Raw genomic sequence first — 20,917 nt, 5'->3', positions numbered from 1 at the left:
AAAAATATCTGACGATTGGAAATCACAGCCAGAGAAACAAAATCCGCCAACCCGGACTTCTATACAGGCTAATTCGGCAGGTTTTGTTTGCGATCCAGTGAATTATCCTTTGCAAGGCAAACAGATCACAGTGGGATGCTCCCCCCTATCTTCAACTCAAACTGCTTTTTCTGATGTTTCATCTAACTATTGGGCAGCACAATTTATTCAACAATTGTCTCAGCAAGGTGTAATCGCCGGATTTCCTGATGGTAGCTTCCGCCCAGAAGAACCAGTTACACGCGCTCAATTTGCCGCGATGGTTGACAAAGCTTTTCAAAAAGCCCAACAACGGACTGCAATCAGTTTTGCTGATGTACCTAGCAACTATTGGGCATCTAGTGCGATTCAGCAAGCTTATAGCATTGGTTTCTTATCTGGTTATCCTGGAAATCGATTTGAGCCTAATCAAGCTATCCCCCGCGAGCAGGTTTTGGTTGCCCTCGCTAACGGTTTGAAATATAGTCCTAGTGGCAATACCGAAAGCACTCTGAAATACTTCAACGATGCCTCTAATATCGCTAGCTATGCCCGTAGCCCAATTGCAGCTGCAACCCAAAAGCAAATTGTGGTGAACTATCCGAATGTCAAGTTACTCAATCCAACCGCAACTGCTACTCGCGCCCAGGTAGCAGCTTTTATCTACCAAGCATTAGTTAGTTCTAATCAAGCCTCAGCAATTAACTCGCCTTATGTTGTGTTAAAACTTAGCAATTAACTCGCCCTATACAATGGTTGTTGAGTCTACTACTTCAACACCTCTATCAGTCACAATTAGAATCTGTTGATTTAGATAGTTATTCAAGAGGCGATCGCTACTTGAACGAGAGTGTGCGATCGCCTTCACTTTTAACCATAAAATTTTCTATTTAACAGCAACTATTCTTTCTCTATATCGTCTCACTCAGTATCTATATTTTCGGAATTTTGCTAATAGGTAATAGTGTGATTACATTACTTCTATTAGCTAGTTCGTTTGGCATAGATTATTTAATAATGAGTGCATGACTAAAGTAATGGTTTTTACAAAAAGCATAAAAATTAGGAACCTTGTACTTTAGTAAATGTCTAACTAATTAACAGTAAAAAAAATAATAGGACTGGAGCAAAAAAATAATGTTTAACTTAAATCGTTGGCAATCTAGAACAGCTGCACTCATGGCTTTGAGCATTACAGTCGGTACTGTAGCACCTTTCATTACATCTTCACCATCTTTAGCTCAAACTACTTTTTCTGATGTTTCATCTAACTATTGGGCGGCACAATTTATTCAACAATTATCTCAACGAGGTGTAATTGCCGGATTTCCTGATGGTAGTTTCCGCCCAGAAGAACCGGTGACACGCGCTCAATTTGCTGCGATGGTCAACAAAGCTTTCCAAAAAGCACAACAACGGCAGCCAATCAATTTTGCTGATGTGCCTAGCAACTATTGGGCATCCAGTGCAATTCAGCAAGCTTATACCATTGGTTTCTTATCTGGTTATCCTGGAAATCGCTTTGAGCCTAACCAAGCTATTCCCCGCGAACAGGTTTTAGTTTCCCTCGCTAACGGTTTGGAATATAGTCCTAGCGGTAATACAGAAAGCACTCTGCAATACTTCAACGATGCCTCTAACATCGCTAGCTATGCCCGTAGCCCGATCGCAGCCGCAACTGAAAAGAAAATTGTGGTGAACTATCCGAATGTGAACTTCCTGAATCCAACTGCAACTGCTACACGGGCGCAAGTAGCAGCTTTTATCTACCAAGCATTGGTTAGTTCTAATCAAGCCTCAGCAATTAACTCACCTTATGTTGTGGCTGTCGGATCTACTACTCCAACACCTACATCAGTGACAATTGCTCAAGGGACTGCTATTCCTGTGAAGTATGACAAGGCAGAAAAAATTCTCGTTACAAAGGATGAAACCTCGCCCTTGACATTGACAGTATCCCAAAACGTGGTTACGCAAGACGGAGCTGTAGTGATTCCTGCTGGGAGTCAAGTTGTTGGTCAACTCAAACCTGCTACAGGCGGTTCTCAATTCGTTGCTGAAAAACTGGTTTTGACCAGTGGTCAAGAGTATCAGTTGAACGCTACTTCTGACGTTATTACCAAAACTGAAACTGTCAAGAAGGGTACTAGTGTTAGTTCAATTATCAAGAATACTGTATTGGGCGCAGGTGCGGCAACTGCGGTATCTGCTGTCACAGGCGATCGCGCGATCGCCACAGAAGAAGTCTTGGGTGGCGCTGGTATCGGTGCGTTGGTTGGTCTGTTCTTCGGTAAGAATAGTGTTGACTTAATCGCCATTGACCCAAATACCGATTTACAAATGACCATCAATCAAAACTTGTTGGTTTCACTCAGATAGTTATTAATGCAAAGTTATAACTTACAATCTGTTCGCATAGATTAGACTTCTCCGAAAACGAATGTAGAGACGTAGCAGTGCTACGGCTCTACAAGGGTTTTAGGCAACAAATAATAATTTATGGAGATGTCGAATATATTTTGTAAATTTGGGATACTCTTAAAATTTTTTCCTCTCCAGGGTAAGCACATCATAACTTGTAACTCGACTTTAGCCCTCTTTTATATATCTGATGAGAGAAAAATAAGATGCTGATCTTGAATCTTTTTAAAAGGTTTGATCGGCAAAATCAAAAAATCTTCATTTGGAAGCAAGCACACAGAAACAAGGTTCTAAATATTCTCTAATGAGAGTAATAAAAGAGCGTCAATCTAAAGTCGAATTGTAAGATTAGTGTAAGTGCTGTATATTGTAAGCATGTAGTACTCACACTATTTTTTGACTAAACTTACCATTTTTATAAAATTGCTGAAACCAAGTTTCAGCAGTAATTTTGCGATATTTTCATTGATGAGAGTGATAATGGCGCTCCAGAGGTAAGACAAGACTAATTTTTCTAGGATTTATTAAAAATAATTTTAATGTTGGTACTTTTGCTCAAGCGCGTAAATTAATTAGGTGGTAGAGAAAGGAAATAAGGCTTATGAATCAAGATTTATTAGATATTATTAAATTACTTCAAGGATTTATCCCTAAACTTACAGGTATCGAAAATCTGAATCTAAAGCTGGCAGAAAATATCAATCCGTCTATTAATTTTAATTTCGTTATAATAGGTAATAAAAATAAGCCTTTAGCTATAATTACTCCCAGAGATTCTACAAATAAAAGCTTAGAAAATTCGTTAGACAATGTAAATGAATCCATTGCTTTTCTTCCAAATAATACGCCAGAAAAACGGAGAACAGAGCCAGGAAACAACATCAAATTCAATATTAAAAATGTCCCTTTTAGCAGTGGATTACATTTAATTATTAATCAAAAAAGTTGGTGGAACAAAAAAGGAAAACCAGAAGATAAATCAGTGCTAATTGACAATATTAAATTAATTCCCATACAGGAAAATGAGTGGGCATTGATTAAAACAATCGAAAATGCAGAACAATTTGGATTATGTCTTAATAAAAACGGGGTTATAGAATTAGAATTTCCAAGAAATAGTTCCAAACGAGTGATAGATATAAATAATTTATCATCAGAGTTATCGGAAACCTTCCAATTTACAGAGTATAAAGTCGGCGAAATTATAAAGCTGGAAGCAATTCCTGACTTAGTATTCTCAGTAGAGAAAAACATAGTAAAAAAAACAATCTTAATTGAATATAAACCCAAAACCTCTCGTAAAGAATATTTTCTCTTTATTTTAGCTCAGGAGTAAATTACTATGTCCTTAGAAAAAGAAGATAGCCTTAAACAAGAAGCTGACAAATATTCATTTAAAACCTTAGGGGGTAACAGCCAAAATTTTTATTTGACATTAGATGCAAAAGGGCAGCCTATTAAACTTGGTGATGGCACTTTTGGTATAGTATTTGCAGTCCATGATAGTAATCAAGAAGACAGATTTGCTGTTAAACTTCTTTATGCTCATAAGATCGATCAGTCACGTTTTGACAATGAAATTAAATCAACACAAGAAATTACACGAGCCAAGGGAGAGAGAAAGATTTTTGGTGTTATCAGGACAGTTGGTTGGACTGATTTATTTCAAGAATCAAATGTTTATAAGACACTAAAGGTATTTTTTGAGCAATTAAGAATCTCAAACTATGCTTTAGTAACTGAGAAGTATGATGCAACACTGAAAGACATTTTGGAAAGAGACGGTAAACAAAATACAGAAGAGGAAAAATCTCAACATACTACTGCTGGGAACCTTACAGGATATGAGATTCTTAGACAGATGACCTTTGAAGATCGTATAGCTAACATACTTCCATATTTAAAAGATATTGCTCAAGGTCTTGTAACTCTTCATAAAGCTGGTCTGTTACACCTCGATATGAAACCTGCAAATATTTTCGTAAACGAAGAGGGTTCTGAGGTTAAAGCTGTGATTGGCGACCTTGGTTTTCTGTTACCAAAAAGAGATCCAATAACTACATCTTTGCCAATAGCTAGTGCAGAGCTACCTCTTGGAACACGTCACTACCGTTCACCTGAACAAAAAGACTATTTTGATATTTGTGATGCAGATATTCAAGTGGATAGCGAAAACCATAAAGTTGAGCTTATTAGTACCGATCCTAAACTTCGTGATTCAATTATTGGAAATAACGATTTTGTCGTTTTTAGTAAAAATAAAGAACAGTATGAAATTGAGTCAATCTCTATTGATGAAAACTCATCAATACGCATTTTCCTTAATGTGAATAATGATGTTATTAAAAATATTAATAACGATCGTAAAACACAGATTTTATTGTATAAACGGCAAGGAATACAAACCGATCTATTTGGTTTGGGAGCGATTTTCTTTGACCTACTTACTTGTGGAGAATCACCAGAGCGTTTTTATGATAATATTCGAGTAATTTATGACAAAAACGAGAAAAAAGTTGATGAGATAATGGAAGACTATGAGAAGGTTTTTAGTCTTCAATCTAGCGAACCAAGTTTAGTGCAGGTATTTGAGCCTTTTAAGCTTCATAAAAATTCCACAACATATGCTCCTCGCGAAATTGTTGAGATTATTTTAAAGTGCATACTTTACAAAGCAGGAAATACTTTTTATACCCTTAGCGATGACAGTTCTGATAAAATAGCTGTGCAGCTTGTGCTTGATAAAATACTGGAATTAGAGCAGAGTAAAAATTTTGAATTTAGAAGAACAAATAATAGTCTTTATCGCCGCAATTGGGAAAAGGAAAATAATTCACCTACTCCAAGTTTTTTAGAAACACTTAAAGAACTACAGAACTTGGATAAGGATAAATTACCTGCTCGTTTTGTAAGAGGATTTTGGTATTTGGATAAAATATCTGAATTAGTTAATCGCTCTGTGCAATCTTCATCCTCGCAGAATTCATTCTCATTTAGTGAGTTACATCCTACAAACTTGGTTATTAGAGAGACAAATGGTGAACCAGAAAATCTAACTATAAGGTTTCAGGCATACAAGACGGAAGAGTATTATAAGAAAGATTTAAGAAGTGACTCTGTATATACAAAAATTACTCGTGATATGGGAAATCCTTTTGTTCCAAATTATTTAGCGTTTCTGCGTCGAAAAATTAAAATTAAAGAATTAGAGAACAAACAATATGAATATCAATTTTTAGATTCGTCTTATTATAGAAATAATATTGAAAAGGGAGATTGGATTATAATAAAGCCTCAAAATAATACTACAAATGTATTGTTGCAAGTTGAATTTTCTGAAGGGTCTAATTTAACTTATAAACACGTCTCGTTTCAGGAAGACAATAAAGATGAAGTATCGAAAATTATAAATAATATTGCTAATAGTGAGATAGTAAGGGAAGTTGTGTACTACCAAAATATTGAACCTTGTGTTTATTATTTAAACATGATAGGAATTTATATATACAATATATTTTTCGTAGGTATTGAAAACAATACTTACAGTAAACCAGGAATAAATGATATAATTAATAGTCTTTTGACTATGAATAATTCTCTTAAAAATAAGAAGATAAATATAAGAGAACCATATAATGATAATGAACAAAAAAAGAATTTTTTTGATAACCTTGCTTTTAGCAAGCAGCCAAAAAATGTAAAAATGTCTAAAATTAGAGAAATTCTTGAAAGAGTTGCTTATATGTATTTAAAACTTACTATTAAAGAAAGTGAGAATTCCTATTATAAGAGCGGCACAGAAGATAAGTTGCGAATTACTTCACTTCTTAAGGATATTGAGAAACTCAAGCATAATATTACTGATTTTATCAATAGCAATGACATCCATCCTGTCCTTCTTAGATCATATGTTAGTGATGAGTCGCTTGAAGAAATACCAACACTGTCTAAATTAATAAATAATAACCAGATAGGTGTATCTCTAGAGTTTGATAAGCTAACTTCTTCGCTCGTTGAAGTACAGTCAGGTAATATGACAATGCGCTTGGATGACATGCTAACTCTTTAAATGCTAACTATAATGCAATACGGTTCAGTTAAGGCTAAAACTCTTTATCAAAGTCAATTTTTTTAACGAACCGCAGAGGCACAGAGGGAACAGAGAGAGGAAAACAATGCTTAACTGAACCGTTTTGAATAGACTAACTTTTAGTTTCAGGCAACCAAATAATAAAAGTAGTTCCCGGTGCATTGGTTGAAGTTAATTTAGCGTTGATTGCAGGGCTGAAAACCTCTATTTCGCCCTGCATTTGTTCTATTAATTGTTTAGCGATCGCTAACCCCAAACCTGTGCCCGGAATTTCTGTTTGCGCTTGTACTCCGCGATAATGCCGTTCTCCAAGATGTTCTAAATCCTGGGGTGGAATGCCAGAGCCGTTATCACTAATGACTATTCCCTGAAAATTAGCTTTTTCTTGTCCCGCCTGAATCAAAATTTTGCCACATAGTGGGAGTGTATTTCAAAGCATTATCAATAATGTTAGTTAACACCTCTCGTAATGCTTTGACATTGGCACGTACTAAGGATGAATTCTGTTTAATTTCAGTTATTAGTTTTAGCTTTCGCTCTTGGGCGATCGCTTTGGCTGATATTAATAATGGTTCTAATATATCTGCTAGGGAGCAGTCAACTGCTTTATCTCCCGTTCCCGGCAATAATAGTGGCGGTTTAGCGTCTTTTTGGATAGTTGCTTCTACAAATACTTCATCTTCAGGCAGATGTAGTGGTGCTAAATCTGCCTCTGTCAAGTCAATTACTTGTTCAAATTGTTGCAGTAATTCTTTAAGGCGATCGCTTTCTCTGACAATACTATTTGCCACATCCCGGTTAGCGTCTGCTGGTCGTAGTCGTTTCAATAGCAGTTTGCCAAAAGTCCGTAACGCCGTTAATGGGTTACGAAACTGATGCAATAAATTATCCAGCAAATCCCGCTGTTTTTCTTGGAGAATTTGTTGCTCGCGCAACTGTTGCTCAAACCATGCTCGCCGCTGATCTAAAATACAAGCGATCGCTAATGTTTGCGCTATCCGTTGAATTTGATTTTGCTCGTGTTCATTCCATGCCCGATCTTTCCTGCGTGTCACTAGTAACCCCATCATCACACCCTCATAAATCAGAGGTAAAACAATTTGGTTGCCACTAAGTAAGTATTCCTCTTTAAGATCGGGTTGAGATGCATTTGGTATTTCAGACTCCCGTGACGAAGTTGGAGATTCTGAACCTGCTGTCAATAACCTTCCCTGATGATTGGGTAATATAAACGCATTTCCAACTTGAAGTTGCTTATATGCCGTCGCTTCAATAGTTTCCTCTCCTGGCGGCAATAATGCTGTTTCCGGGTAAATCACCACAGGAATTAGTTTGGCATCGCCAGAAGGAGTATCTACCAATTCTTGTGTTAGGTATACAATACTTAAAGTTGCTCCCAGCCCTTGGGTTAGTAGCGCTATTTGCTCTCGACACAGAGCAAGAAAATCGGAACTGGCAGACATTAACATTTTTTAGCTCTTGCTCAAGATTATAGATTTTGAGGCATGATGTAAGAGAGGATACTTAATTTTTACCTCACTCATTTAATAAAGCTTAACTAAAATTTTCAAAAGAGATGGTTTCTACTAGGGGATTATATTCTTAGGTGATTTTATTTTCTCGATGTTTCAAAGATATTAACTTTCTTATATTAAAAGGTTAAAAACTATTGATATTCTGAACTAGAACCTATATAATGACGACGGATTTTGTAGCTATCACTACAATCTATAGCTTGAAAGAGGAGGACAATAGATTGGCAAGGAGACGCAAAAGGAAGAGTCGTCGTCGTCAGGAAGGACGACGCATTTTGGAACACGTGCCTCAATATAGCATCGAAAGTGGCGAAGAAAAGCCTGTAACAGCAGCTAGAAGATTCATTCAAGCTGAAGGAATTTTGCCACCAGCGTTGCTACTTGTAAAGCGAAATGAACACACTACAGATCGTTATTTCTGGGCAGAAAAGGGACTGTTTGGTGCTCAATACGTAGAGGAAAACCATTTCTTGTTTCCTAGTTTGAGGGTGTTAGAACCTTCACCAGGTCAAGAACCTCTTGCTTTAGCTAGTCGGTGAACCATAGATGGTCATCTTGGGCATTGAGTGTGGCTCCTGACTATTATTAACTGGCAAAATTGCTAAGTTTATGCAAAATTTAATTTTTTTTTAGTTTGTAGCTGATTTGCCAGTAAATCTAGTCCAGGTAGTTGGAAATTGAACCTGTTTCAAACCACGCTAGATTGCATGGGTTGATACTAATTTGATGATGCAGAAGGGAGTGGGTATAGAGCCAAGCGCGTCTAAAAGGAAGAGTGAAGTTGCGCTCTTATGCCGTAAATGGTTAAAGTTTGCTCTGTCAATGAATTTAAGTTAATGAATTTAAATTTTTTCCCCACGACGTTGGTCATGGGGAAAACTGACAAAGCAGCAGTCTTGATTTTCTCCTGACTACTTTCCATTGCCTGCATAGTAGGTTAGGTCAGAAGTCTGCATATCATAGTTAAGAGATGGTCGCAAAAATCAACAATTATTTCCCAGGCTTGAGCTGTAGAGTCCTCTGCAACTCGCTGAGTTCATCTCGATGGGCGACTACAGTGATCTTACTTGAGGAGGTTTGTTCGCTCTGAGTTGTTTCTACTTTGAGCGACACCTTCTCAAGTCTTCCAGATTTTTTCCAATAAAATAGACCACTTAAAGGCGACAGCAGTACCATCGCCAGAACAAGGGTACTGAGGCTAGGAAAAAGCAGGTATGTAACCAGAGATAGACAAACAATCCCAGTCGCTGCCAGTAAAGTTAGAAATATAGCTAAGAACCAGCTGGGACGAACATTACCTTCAAAAATTACCTGATTTTGTTCTCGGTCTACCGCTGCCACTCGGTAAGACCGCGATCGAAAGTACTCTTTTAATTGAGACATTAAAACAGCTTCATCTTGCTCAGATACCAGTTGCGCTATTTCTATGCGGTCTTTAGTCGAGGCACGAATAAAGAAAAACAGCCCAACCGATAACAACAAGGTTAGCAGGAACGTAGATGGCAGAATAGCAGTATCCATAACTTAATTGTTAGTGTTTGACTGGAGGAGACTTATTCATTATCAATGATTCGTTACTTTTTCCTCCCGTTGATGTAGTCAAGCCATTGAAAAGCTAAATCCTGAGCTTGAACTTGCCATTCGGGAGAAACTTGGTACATCCGCCTGGGGCGTCCCCGTCCTTCAAGTTTCTTCCAATATCCAGTAATTGCCTTTTGGTCTTCCAGAAATTTGATTGCACTGTAAAGTACGGTATCTGAAAGCCGATAGACGGGATACTCAGTTTCTAATTGCTCAATCAACTCGGTTCCGTAGGATTCACCTTGTAATAAAACAGACAGTATGTAACAAACTGCTAGTTCCTGACAAAGGTAAGTTGGCGGAGGATTCTCAAAAAATTGATATATATCCTCAAGTTTCATGGTTAGGTGAATGGCTAAAAAAAATGCATTAGGGTAAATTCTGTAATCCTTGTAGTCAGTATACAGTGCTACTACTACGCGAGTAATACATAATAAAGCTACTTAGACTAGATATCCATTGCGTAAACATCAAACAGTTACCCACGCCTGTGAAGTTGTGGGGCGAGTTTGCGAGTTTTAAGGGCACAAAATAATGTACCCCCACTCAAGCTCGATACGGTGTGGTGAGGAGCGAACAGACAGTGAGAGAGTCACTATCTTGGTGCTAACTGATGCCGAGCTGCTTAGAACTGCTTAAGCAATAAAATGCCATCGAAGAAATTTTACAGGTAAAATGCTGTTTTGTCTGTAAAACTTAATAAACACTTTTTTTACAGTGATTTTCCCAATGCAAATTCTAAAATCTTAAGCTAAGGGATATATTTGGGATCTAGCTGCTATGTCAGTGGACACACTTAAGCAGTAACCATTTCTGATTTCTTCGATCGCAGAATTTCTTGTCTTATTTGACAAGTGTAATAGTAAATTTATCAAAGAAGGCGCTAAACACTAGGGAAAGAAGACAGGAGAGGGGAGACGTAGGGAAAGAACTCTCCGTGTCCTCGCATCCCTTTATCCTCTTGTTCTCGCCTTCTTTTATCAAGCACCCAGCATATTAGCGATCGCTATGTCACAAACTCCCGATGCCCCATCATCTTCCTCAACTCTTAGGGCAATTGCCCAAACTTTTCGCCTTACAGGTTGGATTAGCTTTTGGATTCAGCTAGTACTAGGCGTTGTTTCTAGCATAATTGTGCTGCTGTTCGCCATCTTTAATCAAAGAACTGGCAGTCCTAGTAATAATCCTGGGACTGGCTTTGGCGTATTTTTAGCAATTTGTGGATTGGTTGTTTTGGGTGGGGGGATTTATTTAGCTTACCGTTACACTAGGATTGGCAAGCAATTGGAATCCTCCAATCCCAGCAACCGCCCTCGGAAAAGCGAGACTGTGCAAGTATTACGCTTAGGGCTGTGGGTGAATTTAGGGGGAACGCTAGTGACTCTTTTGGGGGCGCAAGCGATCGTTGGCACACTGGTAGCACGATCCATATCTCCGCAAGCGATAACTACCCAATTTTTTGACCCTACCCGGATTATTAGCGGTCTAGATATGCTTGTAGTACAGGCAAACACCAACACTGTCTCTGCCCACTTTGCAGGGCTGGTGGCGTCACTTTGGTTACTCAATCGCATTAACCGACCTTAGAAAAGGGAGTCAGAAGAAAAGGTAATAGTCAAAAATAAGCAATTCTTTTGACTTCTTTTCTCCTCTTTTCAGAGGTTGTATGGCAATAATTCAAATATGTTGATTGTACTTTTCCGAAATTATTAAATTACAGTGTGAAGACTAATACCAGTTACTTAATATTAGCACCCATCTAAAGAGTGATATTTGAACCGTTATTAGGGTGAATTAATTTTTATTGGAGGTCTGACACTATGAAAAAACTAGAAATCTGGAAGTTTGGGATACAAGTACTTTTTAGCACATTGATGATTGGATTATGTAGTTCCCTAATCTTTATGGAACGCGCTAATAGCCAAAATCAGGCAGTGTATTGGAGTGGTTTATCAGGTGTACTTGCCTACTGGCTACCCTCACCTGCAAACACTCAAGAATCGAGAAAATCGGAAGATTAATCCCAAATTTTGGGTTTTAAATTTTTCTAGCCCTGGCAGGATTGGCAGGTCTAGAAAAATTTAAATGGTTGCTTTTCTGTTCATACGAAGCCAAAATCAGTATATGCTGATGTGTTGGCAGGTAGATAATAGGCTAAAAACTGAGAAAAATCTGTGCTGGATATCAAGCAAATACGGGAAAATCCGCAATTAGTTCAAGAACGATTGAATAGTCGTAGTGGTAAATACGACATCGAACCGATATTACTGTTAGATCGGCAACAACGGGAACTTGAGGGGACGCGTAGTCAACTCCAAGCCCGGAGTAACGAAATTGGTAAAATAGTCGGCCAGAAGATTAAATCTGGGATTAATCCTCAAGACCCAGAAATTCAAGCTTTGCGGGATGAAGGTAACTCTGTCAAAGCGACGTTGAGTCAACTAGAACCCCAAGAAAAAGACCTCAAAGCTGAAATTGCTCAACTTGTGTTAGCACTTCCCAACTTGCCAAGCGACTCTACACCCCTTGGAAAGAATGAGGAAGATAACGTAGAAGTGCGGCGTTGGGGTGATGAGTACATTCCCCAAAATCCGAATATTCTTCCTCACTGGGAAATTGGCGAAAAGCTGGGTATTCTCAATGTTGAACGAGCTGTGAAAGTTGCCCAAAGTCGCTTTGTGACATTGATAGGCGCTGGTGCGGCATTGGAAAGGGCATTAATTCAATTTATGCTGACTCTCCATACTCAAGCTGGGTATGTGGAAGTTAGTCCGCCTCTGTTAGTGAATACCGAGTCTTTGACAGCGACCGGTCAGTTACCCAAGTTTGCGGAAGAAAGCTTTAAATGTGCTGATGATGACTTATGGCTGATTCCGACAGCCGAAGTTCCAGTTACAAATCTCTACCGGGGTGAAATTCTCGCTGCTGAAGATTTGCCTATTTACCACTGTGCTTATACTCCCTGTTTTCGCCGCGAAGCTGGTAGTTATGGGCGCGATATGCGGGGATTAATTCGCCTCCATCAATTTAACAAGGTGGAAATGGTGAAATTTGTCGAACCCAGTACGTCTTTTGATGAACTGGAGAAATTGGTAGGGAATGCAGAAGCAATTTTACAGGCGTTGCGATTGCCTTATCGAGTAGTAAATTTAAGTACTGGAGATTTGGGATTTGCCTCTACCAAAACTTATGATTTAGAGGTTTGGTTGCCCTCTTCTGGCAAATACCGCGAAATTTCTAGCTGTTCCAATACTATAGATTTCCAAGCGCGACGGGCTGATATTCGTTTCAAAGAGGCAGGGAAGAAAGGAACTCAGTTCGTACATACCCTCAATGGTTCGGGTTTGGCGGTGGGACGGACGATGGCAGCAATTTTGGAGAATTATCAACAACCTGATGGGACAGTAAGAATACCAGAAGTATTGCAACCTTATTTTCAGCATGGAGAAAAGTTGAGTTTTCCATCGCTGCCAAATTTACAAAGAGTTCAAAACTCACCAGTTGTACCCCAAGTTTTGCAACCAGTCTTACTAGAACGTGTTTCAAAGCCAACAATACAATTGCAATACCGTTATATTGTTGATTTGCTGTTTTGGCTTCCAATTGCCTCTTATGTTGTGTGGGTAATACTATCGTTGTTGTTTTAGCAGAAAAACCAATCTGACCAAAACTTACGATTTGGAGTATATAGACAAAATAGTGCGTTATGCTGTCGCTAACGCACCCTACTGCCGTGTCTAGACTAAAATAGTGCATTAGCTGACTCTTGTAGGATGGGCGTCTCGCCCGTCCAGGGCGGGCAGGATGCCCACCCCACAAGAAATTTTATTGCAACATTTAAAGCTTGACACGCCACTACTAACTTGAAATAATGCCCCATGCCCAATACCCAATGCCCAATTAGAATGGAGATAACTATAGCTTAATATCTTCACAATTTACTCTATGTCAGTTTTAGCAGCGATCGCAGTCTTGGCTGTTTTGATCTTGGTACACGAGTTGGGGCATTTTGTTGCAGCACGTTCTCAAGGCATTCTCGTTAACCGTTTTTCTTTGGGTTTTGGCCCAGTTCTTTTGAAGTACCAAGGGTCACAAACCGAATATGCTGTCCGCGCCTTTCCCTTGGGCGGCTTTGTGGGCTTTCCCGATGATGACCCCGATAGCGATGTTCCACCCAATGACCCAAATCTGCTGCGTAACCGTCCAGTTTTAGACCGGGCGATAGTTATCAGTGCCGGAGTAATCGCCAATTTAATATTTGCCTACTTGGTGTTGGCTCTGCAATTGGGTATTGTTGGCATTCCCAAGGAATTAAACTATCAAGCTGGTGTCGTTGTACAGCCTGTTAATCAAGAATCTGTTGCCTATCAAGCAGGAATTCGGGAAGGAGATATTATTCTGGCTGTTAACGGTCAAGAACTCCCGGCTTCTGAGAAATCAACTCCTTTGCTGACGAAAGAAATTCAAACTCATCCCAATCAGCAAATCGAACTGAAAATTCTGCGTGAAAAACAACAACAATCCATAAAATTAACTCCGAAATTGGGAGCCGATGGCAAAGGTGTAGTTGGTGTGGCACTTAGTCCAAATGCTACAGCAATTTATCGCCGTCCTAATGGTCCTTTTGAAATTTTCGGTCTTGCTGCTAATAGATTTCAACAATTATTTGTTGGGACACTCAGCGGTTTTGGTCAGTTGATTACCAATTTTCAACAAACTGCTGGACAAGTTTCTGGCCCAGTTAATATTGTCAAAATCGGTGCAAAATTAGCTGAGGACAATACCGTAAATCTGTTGTCTTTTGCGGCTATTATCAGCATTAACTTGGCTATTATCAACATTTTGCCTTTACCAGCCTTGGATGGCGGACAACTCGCTTTTCTGCTAATTGAAGGTTTACGCGGTAAGCCTGTACCGTCCCGGATTCAAGAAGGTGTAATGCAAACTGGTTTGGTGCTACTCTTAGGCTTGGGAATTTTTCTGATAGTCAAAGAAACCTCCCAATTAACTAGCCAATTGGAGTGGGTACAAAAATTATTCCAGTGAGCGTTACCCGCAAATCTTTATCTAAAAAGCAACGGGCGATAGAAGTTTTAGCTCGTCTGAAGCGTCTTTATCCAGATGCTACTTGCTCTTTGAACTACTCAACGCCAGTACAATTGTTGGTGGCAACGATTCTCTCCGCTCAATGTACTGATGAGCGAGTGAATAAGGTGACACCAGCTTTGTTTGGTAAGTTTCCTGATGCTGAGAGTTTAGCGATCGCTGACTTGGTAGAATTAGAAAGTTTGGTGCGTTCAACAGGGTTTTATCGCAACAAAGCCAAGAATATTCAAGCCGCCTGTCGGATGATTGTTACTGAATTTGACTCTGTTGTTCCCAACCAAATGGAGCAATTATTAAAGCTTCCTGGTGTGGCGCGCAAAACAGCAAATGTAGTCCTAGCTCATGCTTATGGCATTAATGCTGGCGTGACAGTAGATACTCACGTCAAGCGCCTCAGCGGACGTTTGGGTTTAACTGAACATACAGACCCCGTTCGGATTGAGCAAGATTTAATGGGTTTATTGCCTCAGCCTGATTGGGAAAATTGGTCAATTCGGCTGATTTATCACGGTCGTGCTATTTGTAAAGCCCGCTCTCCTGTTTGCGTTGCTTGTGAGCTTGCCGATTTATGTCCTGCTGCGAATCAGCCAGTAGTTGTAGGGTAAGCGACACAAGTAACCCCAGAATTGATGGAGAGACTGTAGAATGGAAAACGGTGTCTTTAAATAAGTTAGAGAATATATGGCTAAAAAGAGCATGATTGAGCGCGAGAAAAAGCGCACTAGGTTGATAGAAAAGTATGCTGACAAGCGAGAAGCTCTCTTAGAAGAGTTCAGAAGTGCAGCATCTCCTTTGGATAAGCTAGAAATCCACCGGAAGATTCAACAGCTACCCCGGAATAGTGCGCCCACCCGCCACCGCAATCGTTGCTGGTTAACTGGTCGTTCTAGAGGAGTTTACCGCGATTTCGGCTTGTCTCGGAACGTACTGCGAGAATGGGCGCATGAAGGTCTTTTACCTGGAGTTGTGAAGTCTAGTTGGTAAAAAGTTATGAGTGATGAGTTATGAGTGATGAGTTATTAATTGAAACAAACCTAACTCCTAACTCCTAACTCATAACTGTTATTGACCACAACACTTATCAATTCCCAGACTTTCTAAGAGTAGATCGCTGACGGCGTTAGCGATCGCAAACTCTCCGTAAAAGCTATTGGAAAAATCATAGGACTGCATCTCTGTGACAATGGCAATTACCAGAGAACCAAGGTCATTTTCTCCTTCCATCCGTTGACGCACAAAAATCTGTGCGGCTCGTTGGGCTATATTTTGGTTTACTGCTTCGGGGATAAATTCTGTATCTAGCCACCGTTGTAAGCGTTCTCGTAACCATTCACCTTCGAGTAGAGGGTTTTCGGGCGGTGGTAGGGTAATGGGTGGAATTGGTTGAGTCATTTTTTTTAACGCAGAGGGACGCGGAGGGAAACGCAGAGAAACGCTGAGGTTGAGTGGTAGCATCAAATTGCGTTTCTCTAGTGTTTTTTTATATTTATTTATGCAATATGATATCGCCGCTATTGTTGAGGGCTATGCACAAGGCTATTTTCTCATGGCTGATGAACGCGATCGCTTGAGTTGGTACGGAAGTCGCGATCGGACTTTGATTCCTTTGGATGAGCGGTTTCGTTACCCGAAGTCTTTGCAGCGCGTTTTGAATCAAGAACGGTTTACTGTGGCGATTAATCGAGACTTTCAAGCTGTGGTGGCTGGCTGTGCTGACAGAGAGACAACTTGGATTTCACCGGAATTGGAAAAGATTTACTGGCTACTTTACCAGAATGGTTATGCTTATAGTTTTGAAACTTGGCAGGGTGATGAATTAGCGGGGGGAATTTTAGGGATTGTGATTGGTGGGGCTTTTATTGGCGAGTCGATGTTTTACCGCATTCCCGAAGGCTCAAAGGTGGCGATGGTTAAGTTGGTGGAAAGATTGCGTCAGAGGGAATTTGTATTTTTTGATGCCCAAATGATGAATCCCCATTTGGAAAGGTTTGGCGCTTATCGAATTGGGGATAAAGAATATCAATCTTTACTTCAGCAAGCGTTGCAATGTGCTTGTAAGTTAGTCTAATTTGAGAAAAAAGCCTCGGATGCGATTGTTACTCATGTAGTAATGGCGGGAATGAAGGTATTGCCATAAAAAATGTTTTAATCATTACAATAGCGATCGCGTCCATTTTGTTTAGCATGGTACAGTGCTTTATCTGCTGAGGCAATGAGTGTATCTGGCCTGATGTCCCAAGTGGGTAGGCGAGAGGTAATTCCTAAACTAACGGTGATGATATTCTTGACATCAGACTGTATATGGGGAATAGCCAGAGCATGAATTGCTTGCTGGATACTTTGCGCAACTTTAATCGCTCCCTCTAAGTCAGTATTAGGCAAGAGTACCAAAAATTCTTCTCCACCGTAACGCGCCACTAAATCGGCAGGACGATGAATTGTCTTTTGTACTGTTTGCGCTATCCTCATTAGACAATCATCGCCTGCAAGATGCCCATAGTAATCGTTGTAAAGTTTGAATTTATCAACGTCAAACATAATCAGTGACAGGGGTTGTTGTTCTCGTGCAAGGCGTTTCCATTCTGCTTTCAGTCGTGCATCAAAGCAACGACGGTTAGCCACTTGAGTCAAGCCATCTAAATTTGCCAGTTGTTCTAGTTTCTGATTGGCATCTTGGAGAGCCAATTCAATTTCTTTACGTCCAGTAATGTCGCGTATGGTAATAGCAAAACCATCATTTAGTTTGACTGCAACAAAGTGATACCAGCAAGAATTACCTAATGGATGGTAAAAATCCCGTTTTAAAGCTTCTCCCGTTTCGACAAGATTAACGAAGTGATTAAAGAGTTCTGGTTCTAGATTGGCTAAGAATTTTTTGAGTACTAATTTGCCAATCATCTCTTCAGATTTACTTCCGAAGGCTCTAGCAATGACAGGATTCATAACTAAGCAACGAAAATCCTCAATGTCTCCAGTTACAGGGTTGCGAACAGCTTGCATAGCGGCAATACCATCTAGTGAACTATTCAAAATACTGGCTAGCATTGCCCTGGACTGATACAGTATCTCTTCTGTTGCCCTACGCTTAATATTTTCTTGTTCTAGAAGCCTTTGCTGGCGTTGAATGGTTAACTGATTTTCTAGGCGCGCTACAACTTCTTCCATCTGAAAGGGTTTGGTGATGTAGTCTATGCCCCCTGACTCAAAAGCCATCACTTTATCGAAAACATCATCTAAAGCACTAATAAAAATAACAGGAATGGTGCGTAGAACTTCATCTGCTTTCAGAATTCTACACACTTCATAGCCATCCATTTCTGGCATCTTGATATCTAAAAGAATGATCTCTGGCCGCTTCGCCTTAACTGTTTTTAGTGCCATCCGCCCACTTGTGACGCTGCGAACAGTGTAGCCAAGTTTGACCAGAGAATCACTTAATAAATGTAAATTCTTGGGACTGTCGTCTACTAAGAGAATATTACCTTTATTTTCTTTATCAGAATCAAGATTCATTGCTTCTCAGGGGTTCGGCTAAATCAACCAATTCCTCAAATTCAAATTGACGAGCAAGTTTTGTTAAAGATTGAATTAAAAATGTTTCTGTTTTGGGAATATCTCTAATTAATTCTATGACCCGATTAGTATTTGCTTCTAAAGCAGCTTCATGAAATTGATTAATCCACTCTTGAGACATACAAATTAAATTGTTTGATGTTAAAGGATTTTTTTCTGTATATTCCAAATTTGAATAATTATTTTCAGCAAATATATATTTAACACCAAGATGTTTGGCTAGTGTGTCAAAAATTGTATGTTCTGCAAAAGGTTTGCGGAGAAAGTCATCACATCCGGCTGAAAGGACGATCGCTTTTTCTTCTTCTAAAACACTTGCCGTCAGAGCAATTATAGCTGTAGCATTCCCCTTTGTAGTGGACTTGATATATTTTGTAGCTTCGTAACCGTCCATGACAGGCATTCGCATATCCATCCAAATCAGGTGGGGTTCCCATTCATTCCAAATAGCGATCGCTTCTTTGCCATTACCAGCTTCTTTCATCTCAAACCCTAACGGTTGTAAAAGTTTAATTAATAATTGGCGATTAATAGGTTTATCATCTACTATTAATAGTTTATATATAGATTGTCCTGGTGCAAGTTCTAATACTTTTGGATATCCTTCTAAAGTATTGTTGTTGCTTGGTTGACCTAATTTTGCTTGAATATAAAATTGAAAAGTTGTCCCTACACCTAATTTACTTTCAACAGAAATATCTCCTCCCATTAACTGAATAAACTTGTGACTAATTGCTAAACCTAAACCTGTTCCTTCTTGGGATTCTTTTCCAGCTTGTGCTTGAGAAAAAGCATTAAATAGTTTGGGTAATTCTGCGGCTGCTATCCCCACTCCTGTATCACAGACTTTAAAATCAATAGTTAAAATATCTGTGATTTCTTCACTAATATTATTTACTGTTAAACTAACTGTTCCTTTTTGAGTAAACTTAATGGCATTACCAATTAAATTAATTAATACTTGCCGGAGTTTTAACTCATCTGTGCAAATATAACATGGGACATTTTTACTACGTTGAAATATTAAATTTAAGCCTTGATTACTTGCCTGTAAATGTAACATATCTTCTAAGTCATCTAGCAAGCGATACAGGTCAAAGTCTCTAGGGTTAAGAGTAGTTTGACCCGCTTCTATTTTTGATAAATCGAGAATATTATTGATGAGGGTTAGTAAATAATCACCACTGTGATAAATGATCCCGGCATTTTCATAATGCTCGGCAGGTAAGTTGTTAGCACGTAACATTAATTGAGAAAAACCTAGAACAGCATTGAGTGGCGATCGCAATTCATGACTCATATTCGCAATAAATAAACTTTTAGCTTGATTTGCTACTTCGGCTTTCTCTTTAGCAATGGCTAACTCTGCTGTTCTTTCTTGTACCCGTTGTTCCAAAGTTTCCAAAGATGTTTGTAACTGAAGTGCCATGTTGTTAAACGATTTTGCCAGTTGACCTATTTCGTCTTTTGATTTATTTTTGGCGCGGATATCTAAGTTACCTGCGGTAAACTGGAAAACTATATTGGTAAGATGAATTATTGGCTTTGTTAGCAATTGTCCAATGACAAAAGCAATGATTGTCACTACTCCAGCAATAAATGCAAATAGAAAAATTGTGTTACGAATTTGATTTTCTACAGGTGCTAGGGCAACGGCAAGGGGTCGCGCAAACAACACAGACCAAGGTTTATATTGCAAACGAGCGATCGCAATCAGATTAACCCAATCGCCTGTTGCTTCCAAGGATGCAATTAAATACGACTGTTTATTATCCAATGCTTGTTGAAGTTTTGACTCATTAGTTGCCAATTCTTTGAGAGAAGAATTAGGCAAACGACCTTCCAATTGCAGTTGAGTTACAACATCATCGGGCAGAGGCACAATTGATTTAAAAAGCAGTTCTGGTGCAGTACTATGTGCCAGATAAATATTATTGTCATCTAAAAGAATCGCAAAAGATTTTGCCCCAGCCCGTTCGGTTTGTCGAGTTACTAACTGCTGAACAACAGTCGCATTATATGAAACACGCAATATACCCAATATATCTCCCTTAGCATTGCGAACCGGACTGCTAAAAAAGAGGGTAATAAGATCGGGAATTGTCGGCGATCGCTTCATGCTAGAAACAAAGGAAAAACCAGTTTTTAGCGGTTTTTTAAAATAATCTTGAACTGATTCATCTTTGCCAATATTTAGTGTACGTGTATCCAATACATTTTTACCGTTTAAGTCGAGCAAAGCATAAGAGAGAATATTGAGCATATCTTTGCGACTGAGACGGATTAATGTTTCTGTCGCCAATTGCATTTCGGGGCTGCCATCTCGCTGTTTTGGAGTTAGGCTGAGGTAGCGTGCCAAACCTGGTAAAATCGCCTCTACGCGCACGGCATTGAGATTTCCATCAATAAAGGCATCTATTCTGTTAGCGGTTTCGTTAGCCGCCGCAGATAGGGCTTGTCGGGCGTTGTCAGTTAGTGCTTTTTCAGTTGTCTGTTTGTTGACAAATGCCAATAACAGCAACGGAATCAAAGCAACAACGAGAAACGAGGCGATTAACTTTGTACGGATGCCACCCAAAAAGGAGTGCTGCAT

General features: G+C 39.3%; 15 protein-coding genes and 3 pseudogenes. 12 read left to right on the top strand and 6 right to left on the bottom strand.

The genetic code is table 11. The annotated features are described in order from the left end of the window. Positions 1 to 109 precede the first annotated feature (109 nt). From QUD05_RS22735 to QUD05_RS22720, 4 genes and pseudogenes are all read left to right on the top strand, one after another. Positions 110 to 739 (top strand): annotated as a pseudogene (locus QUD05_RS22735) (S-layer homology domain-containing protein); the annotation flags it as partial. Between the two features lie 416 nt (positions 740 to 1,155). After that, positions 1,156 to 2,397: an S-layer homology domain-containing protein gene (locus tag QUD05_RS22730; RefSeq protein WP_289798057.1), complete on the top strand. Its 1,242-nt coding sequence runs from the start codon at positions 1,156 to 1,158 to the stop codon at positions 2,395 to 2,397. Between the two features lie 643 nt (positions 2,398 to 3,040). Then, the gene (locus tag QUD05_RS22725; protein ID WP_289798056.1) at positions 3,041 to 3,775 is read left to right on the top strand and encodes a hypothetical protein; all 735 of its coding nucleotides are present in this window, start codon (positions 3,041 to 3,043) and stop codon (positions 3,773 to 3,775) included. 6 nt (positions 3,776 to 3,781) lie between these two features. Beyond that, entirely contained in the window at positions 3,782 to 6,508 is a 2,727-nt protein-coding gene (locus QUD05_RS22720; RefSeq protein ID WP_289798055.1) for a protein kinase domain-containing protein, read from the top strand. Positions 6,509 to 6,641: 133 nt separating this feature from the next. On the opposite strand, the pseudogene QUD05_RS22715 reads toward QUD05_RS22720, so the two are convergent. Next, positions 6,642 to 7,998, bottom strand: a pseudogene (locus QUD05_RS22715) (GAF domain-containing sensor histidine kinase). Between the two features lie 287 nt (positions 7,999 to 8,285). On the opposite strand from QUD05_RS22715, the gene QUD05_RS22710 reads away from it, so the two are divergent. Next, positions 8,286 to 8,603, top strand: coding sequence for a DUF3155 domain-containing protein (locus tag QUD05_RS22710; RefSeq protein WP_041566316.1), 318 nt, complete (start codon positions 8,286 to 8,288; stop codon positions 8,601 to 8,603). A gap of 451 nt (positions 8,604 to 9,054) precedes the next feature. Here QUD05_RS22710 and QUD05_RS22705 read toward each other — a convergent pair whose 3' ends face one another. Further along, on the bottom strand, positions 9,055 to 9,585 hold the full coding sequence (locus tag QUD05_RS22705) for a cofactor assembly of complex C subunit B (protein ID WP_289798054.1): 531 nt from the start codon (positions 9,583 to 9,585) through the stop codon (positions 9,055 to 9,057). A 53-nt stretch (positions 9,586 to 9,638) separates the two neighbouring features. Continuing rightward, entirely contained in the window at positions 9,639 to 9,986 is a 348-nt protein-coding gene (locus QUD05_RS22700; RefSeq protein WP_289798053.1) for a PadR family transcriptional regulator, read from the bottom strand. Positions 9,987 to 10,653: 667 nt separating this feature from the next. Between QUD05_RS22700 and QUD05_RS22695 the strand changes: the two genes are divergently transcribed. The 6 genes and pseudogenes from QUD05_RS22695 to rpsN all read left to right on the top strand — a co-directional run bounded on the left by QUD05_RS22695 (position 10,654) and on the right by rpsN (position 15,735). Next, complete coding sequence (locus QUD05_RS22695) at positions 10,654 to 11,232, top strand: DUF3611 family protein (protein WP_181930989.1); 579 nt, start codon at positions 10,654 to 10,656, stop codon at positions 11,230 to 11,232. A gap of 233 nt (positions 11,233 to 11,465) precedes the next feature. Continuing rightward, positions 11,466 to 11,666 carry a hypothetical protein gene (locus QUD05_RS22690; RefSeq protein WP_289798052.1) on the top strand — a complete coding sequence of 67 codons (201 nt, stop codon included), beginning with the start codon at positions 11,466 to 11,468 and terminating at the stop codon, positions 11,664 to 11,666. Between the two features lie 153 nt (positions 11,667 to 11,819). After that, positions 11,820 to 13,079, top strand: a pseudogene (serS, locus tag QUD05_RS22685) (serine--tRNA ligase); the annotation flags it as partial. A 511-nt stretch (positions 13,080 to 13,590) separates the two neighbouring features. Then, positions 13,591 to 14,691, top strand: coding sequence for an RIP metalloprotease RseP (rseP, locus tag QUD05_RS22680; RefSeq protein ID WP_289798051.1), 1,101 nt, complete (start codon positions 13,591 to 13,593; stop codon positions 14,689 to 14,691). Beyond that, a complete protein-coding gene (gene nth, locus QUD05_RS22675) occupies positions 14,667 to 15,356 on the top strand; it encodes an endonuclease III (protein WP_289798050.1) in 690 nt (229 codons plus the stop codon). Before rseP ends, nth begins: the two co-directional genes overlap by 25 nt. Positions 15,357 to 15,432: 76 nt before the next feature. Continuing rightward, a complete protein-coding gene (gene rpsN, locus QUD05_RS22670; protein ID WP_012410383.1) occupies positions 15,433 to 15,735 on the top strand; it encodes a 30S ribosomal protein S14 in 303 nt (100 codons plus the stop codon). A 78-nt stretch (positions 15,736 to 15,813) separates the two neighbouring features. On the opposite strand, the gene QUD05_RS22665 is transcribed toward rpsN, so the two are convergent. Beyond that, on the bottom strand, positions 15,814 to 16,143 hold the full coding sequence (locus tag QUD05_RS22665; RefSeq protein ID WP_012410384.1) for a DUF8822 family protein: 330 nt from the start codon (positions 16,141 to 16,143) through the stop codon (positions 15,814 to 15,816). A 100-nt stretch (positions 16,144 to 16,243) separates the two neighbouring features. On the opposite strand from QUD05_RS22665, the gene aat reads away from it, so the two are divergent. After that, on the top strand, positions 16,244 to 16,819 hold the full coding sequence (gene aat, locus QUD05_RS22660) for a leucyl/phenylalanyl-tRNA--protein transferase (RefSeq protein ID WP_289798048.1): 576 nt from the start codon (positions 16,244 to 16,246) through the stop codon (positions 16,817 to 16,819). A gap of 77 nt (positions 16,820 to 16,896) precedes the next feature. On the opposite strand, the gene QUD05_RS22655 is transcribed toward aat, so the two are convergent. Both QUD05_RS22655 and QUD05_RS22650 read right to left on the bottom strand, forming a co-directional pair. Next, a complete protein-coding gene (locus QUD05_RS22655) occupies positions 16,897 to 18,264 on the bottom strand; it encodes a diguanylate cyclase domain-containing protein (RefSeq protein ID WP_289798047.1) in 1,368 nt (455 codons plus the stop codon). Then, complete coding sequence (locus tag QUD05_RS22650; protein WP_289798046.1) at positions 18,254 to 20,917, bottom strand: hybrid sensor histidine kinase/response regulator; 2,664 nt, start codon at positions 20,915 to 20,917, stop codon at positions 18,254 to 18,256. The genes QUD05_RS22655 and QUD05_RS22650 overlap by 11 nt, the downstream gene beginning before the upstream one ends.

The sequence above is a fragment of the Nostoc sp. GT001 genome (assembly GCF_030382115.1).
GTDB lineage: Bacteria > Cyanobacteriota > Cyanobacteriia > Cyanobacteriales > Nostocaceae > Nostoc.
Note: the sequence above shows the minus strand (reverse complement) of the source record. Positions and strands in the feature narration are given on the sequence as shown.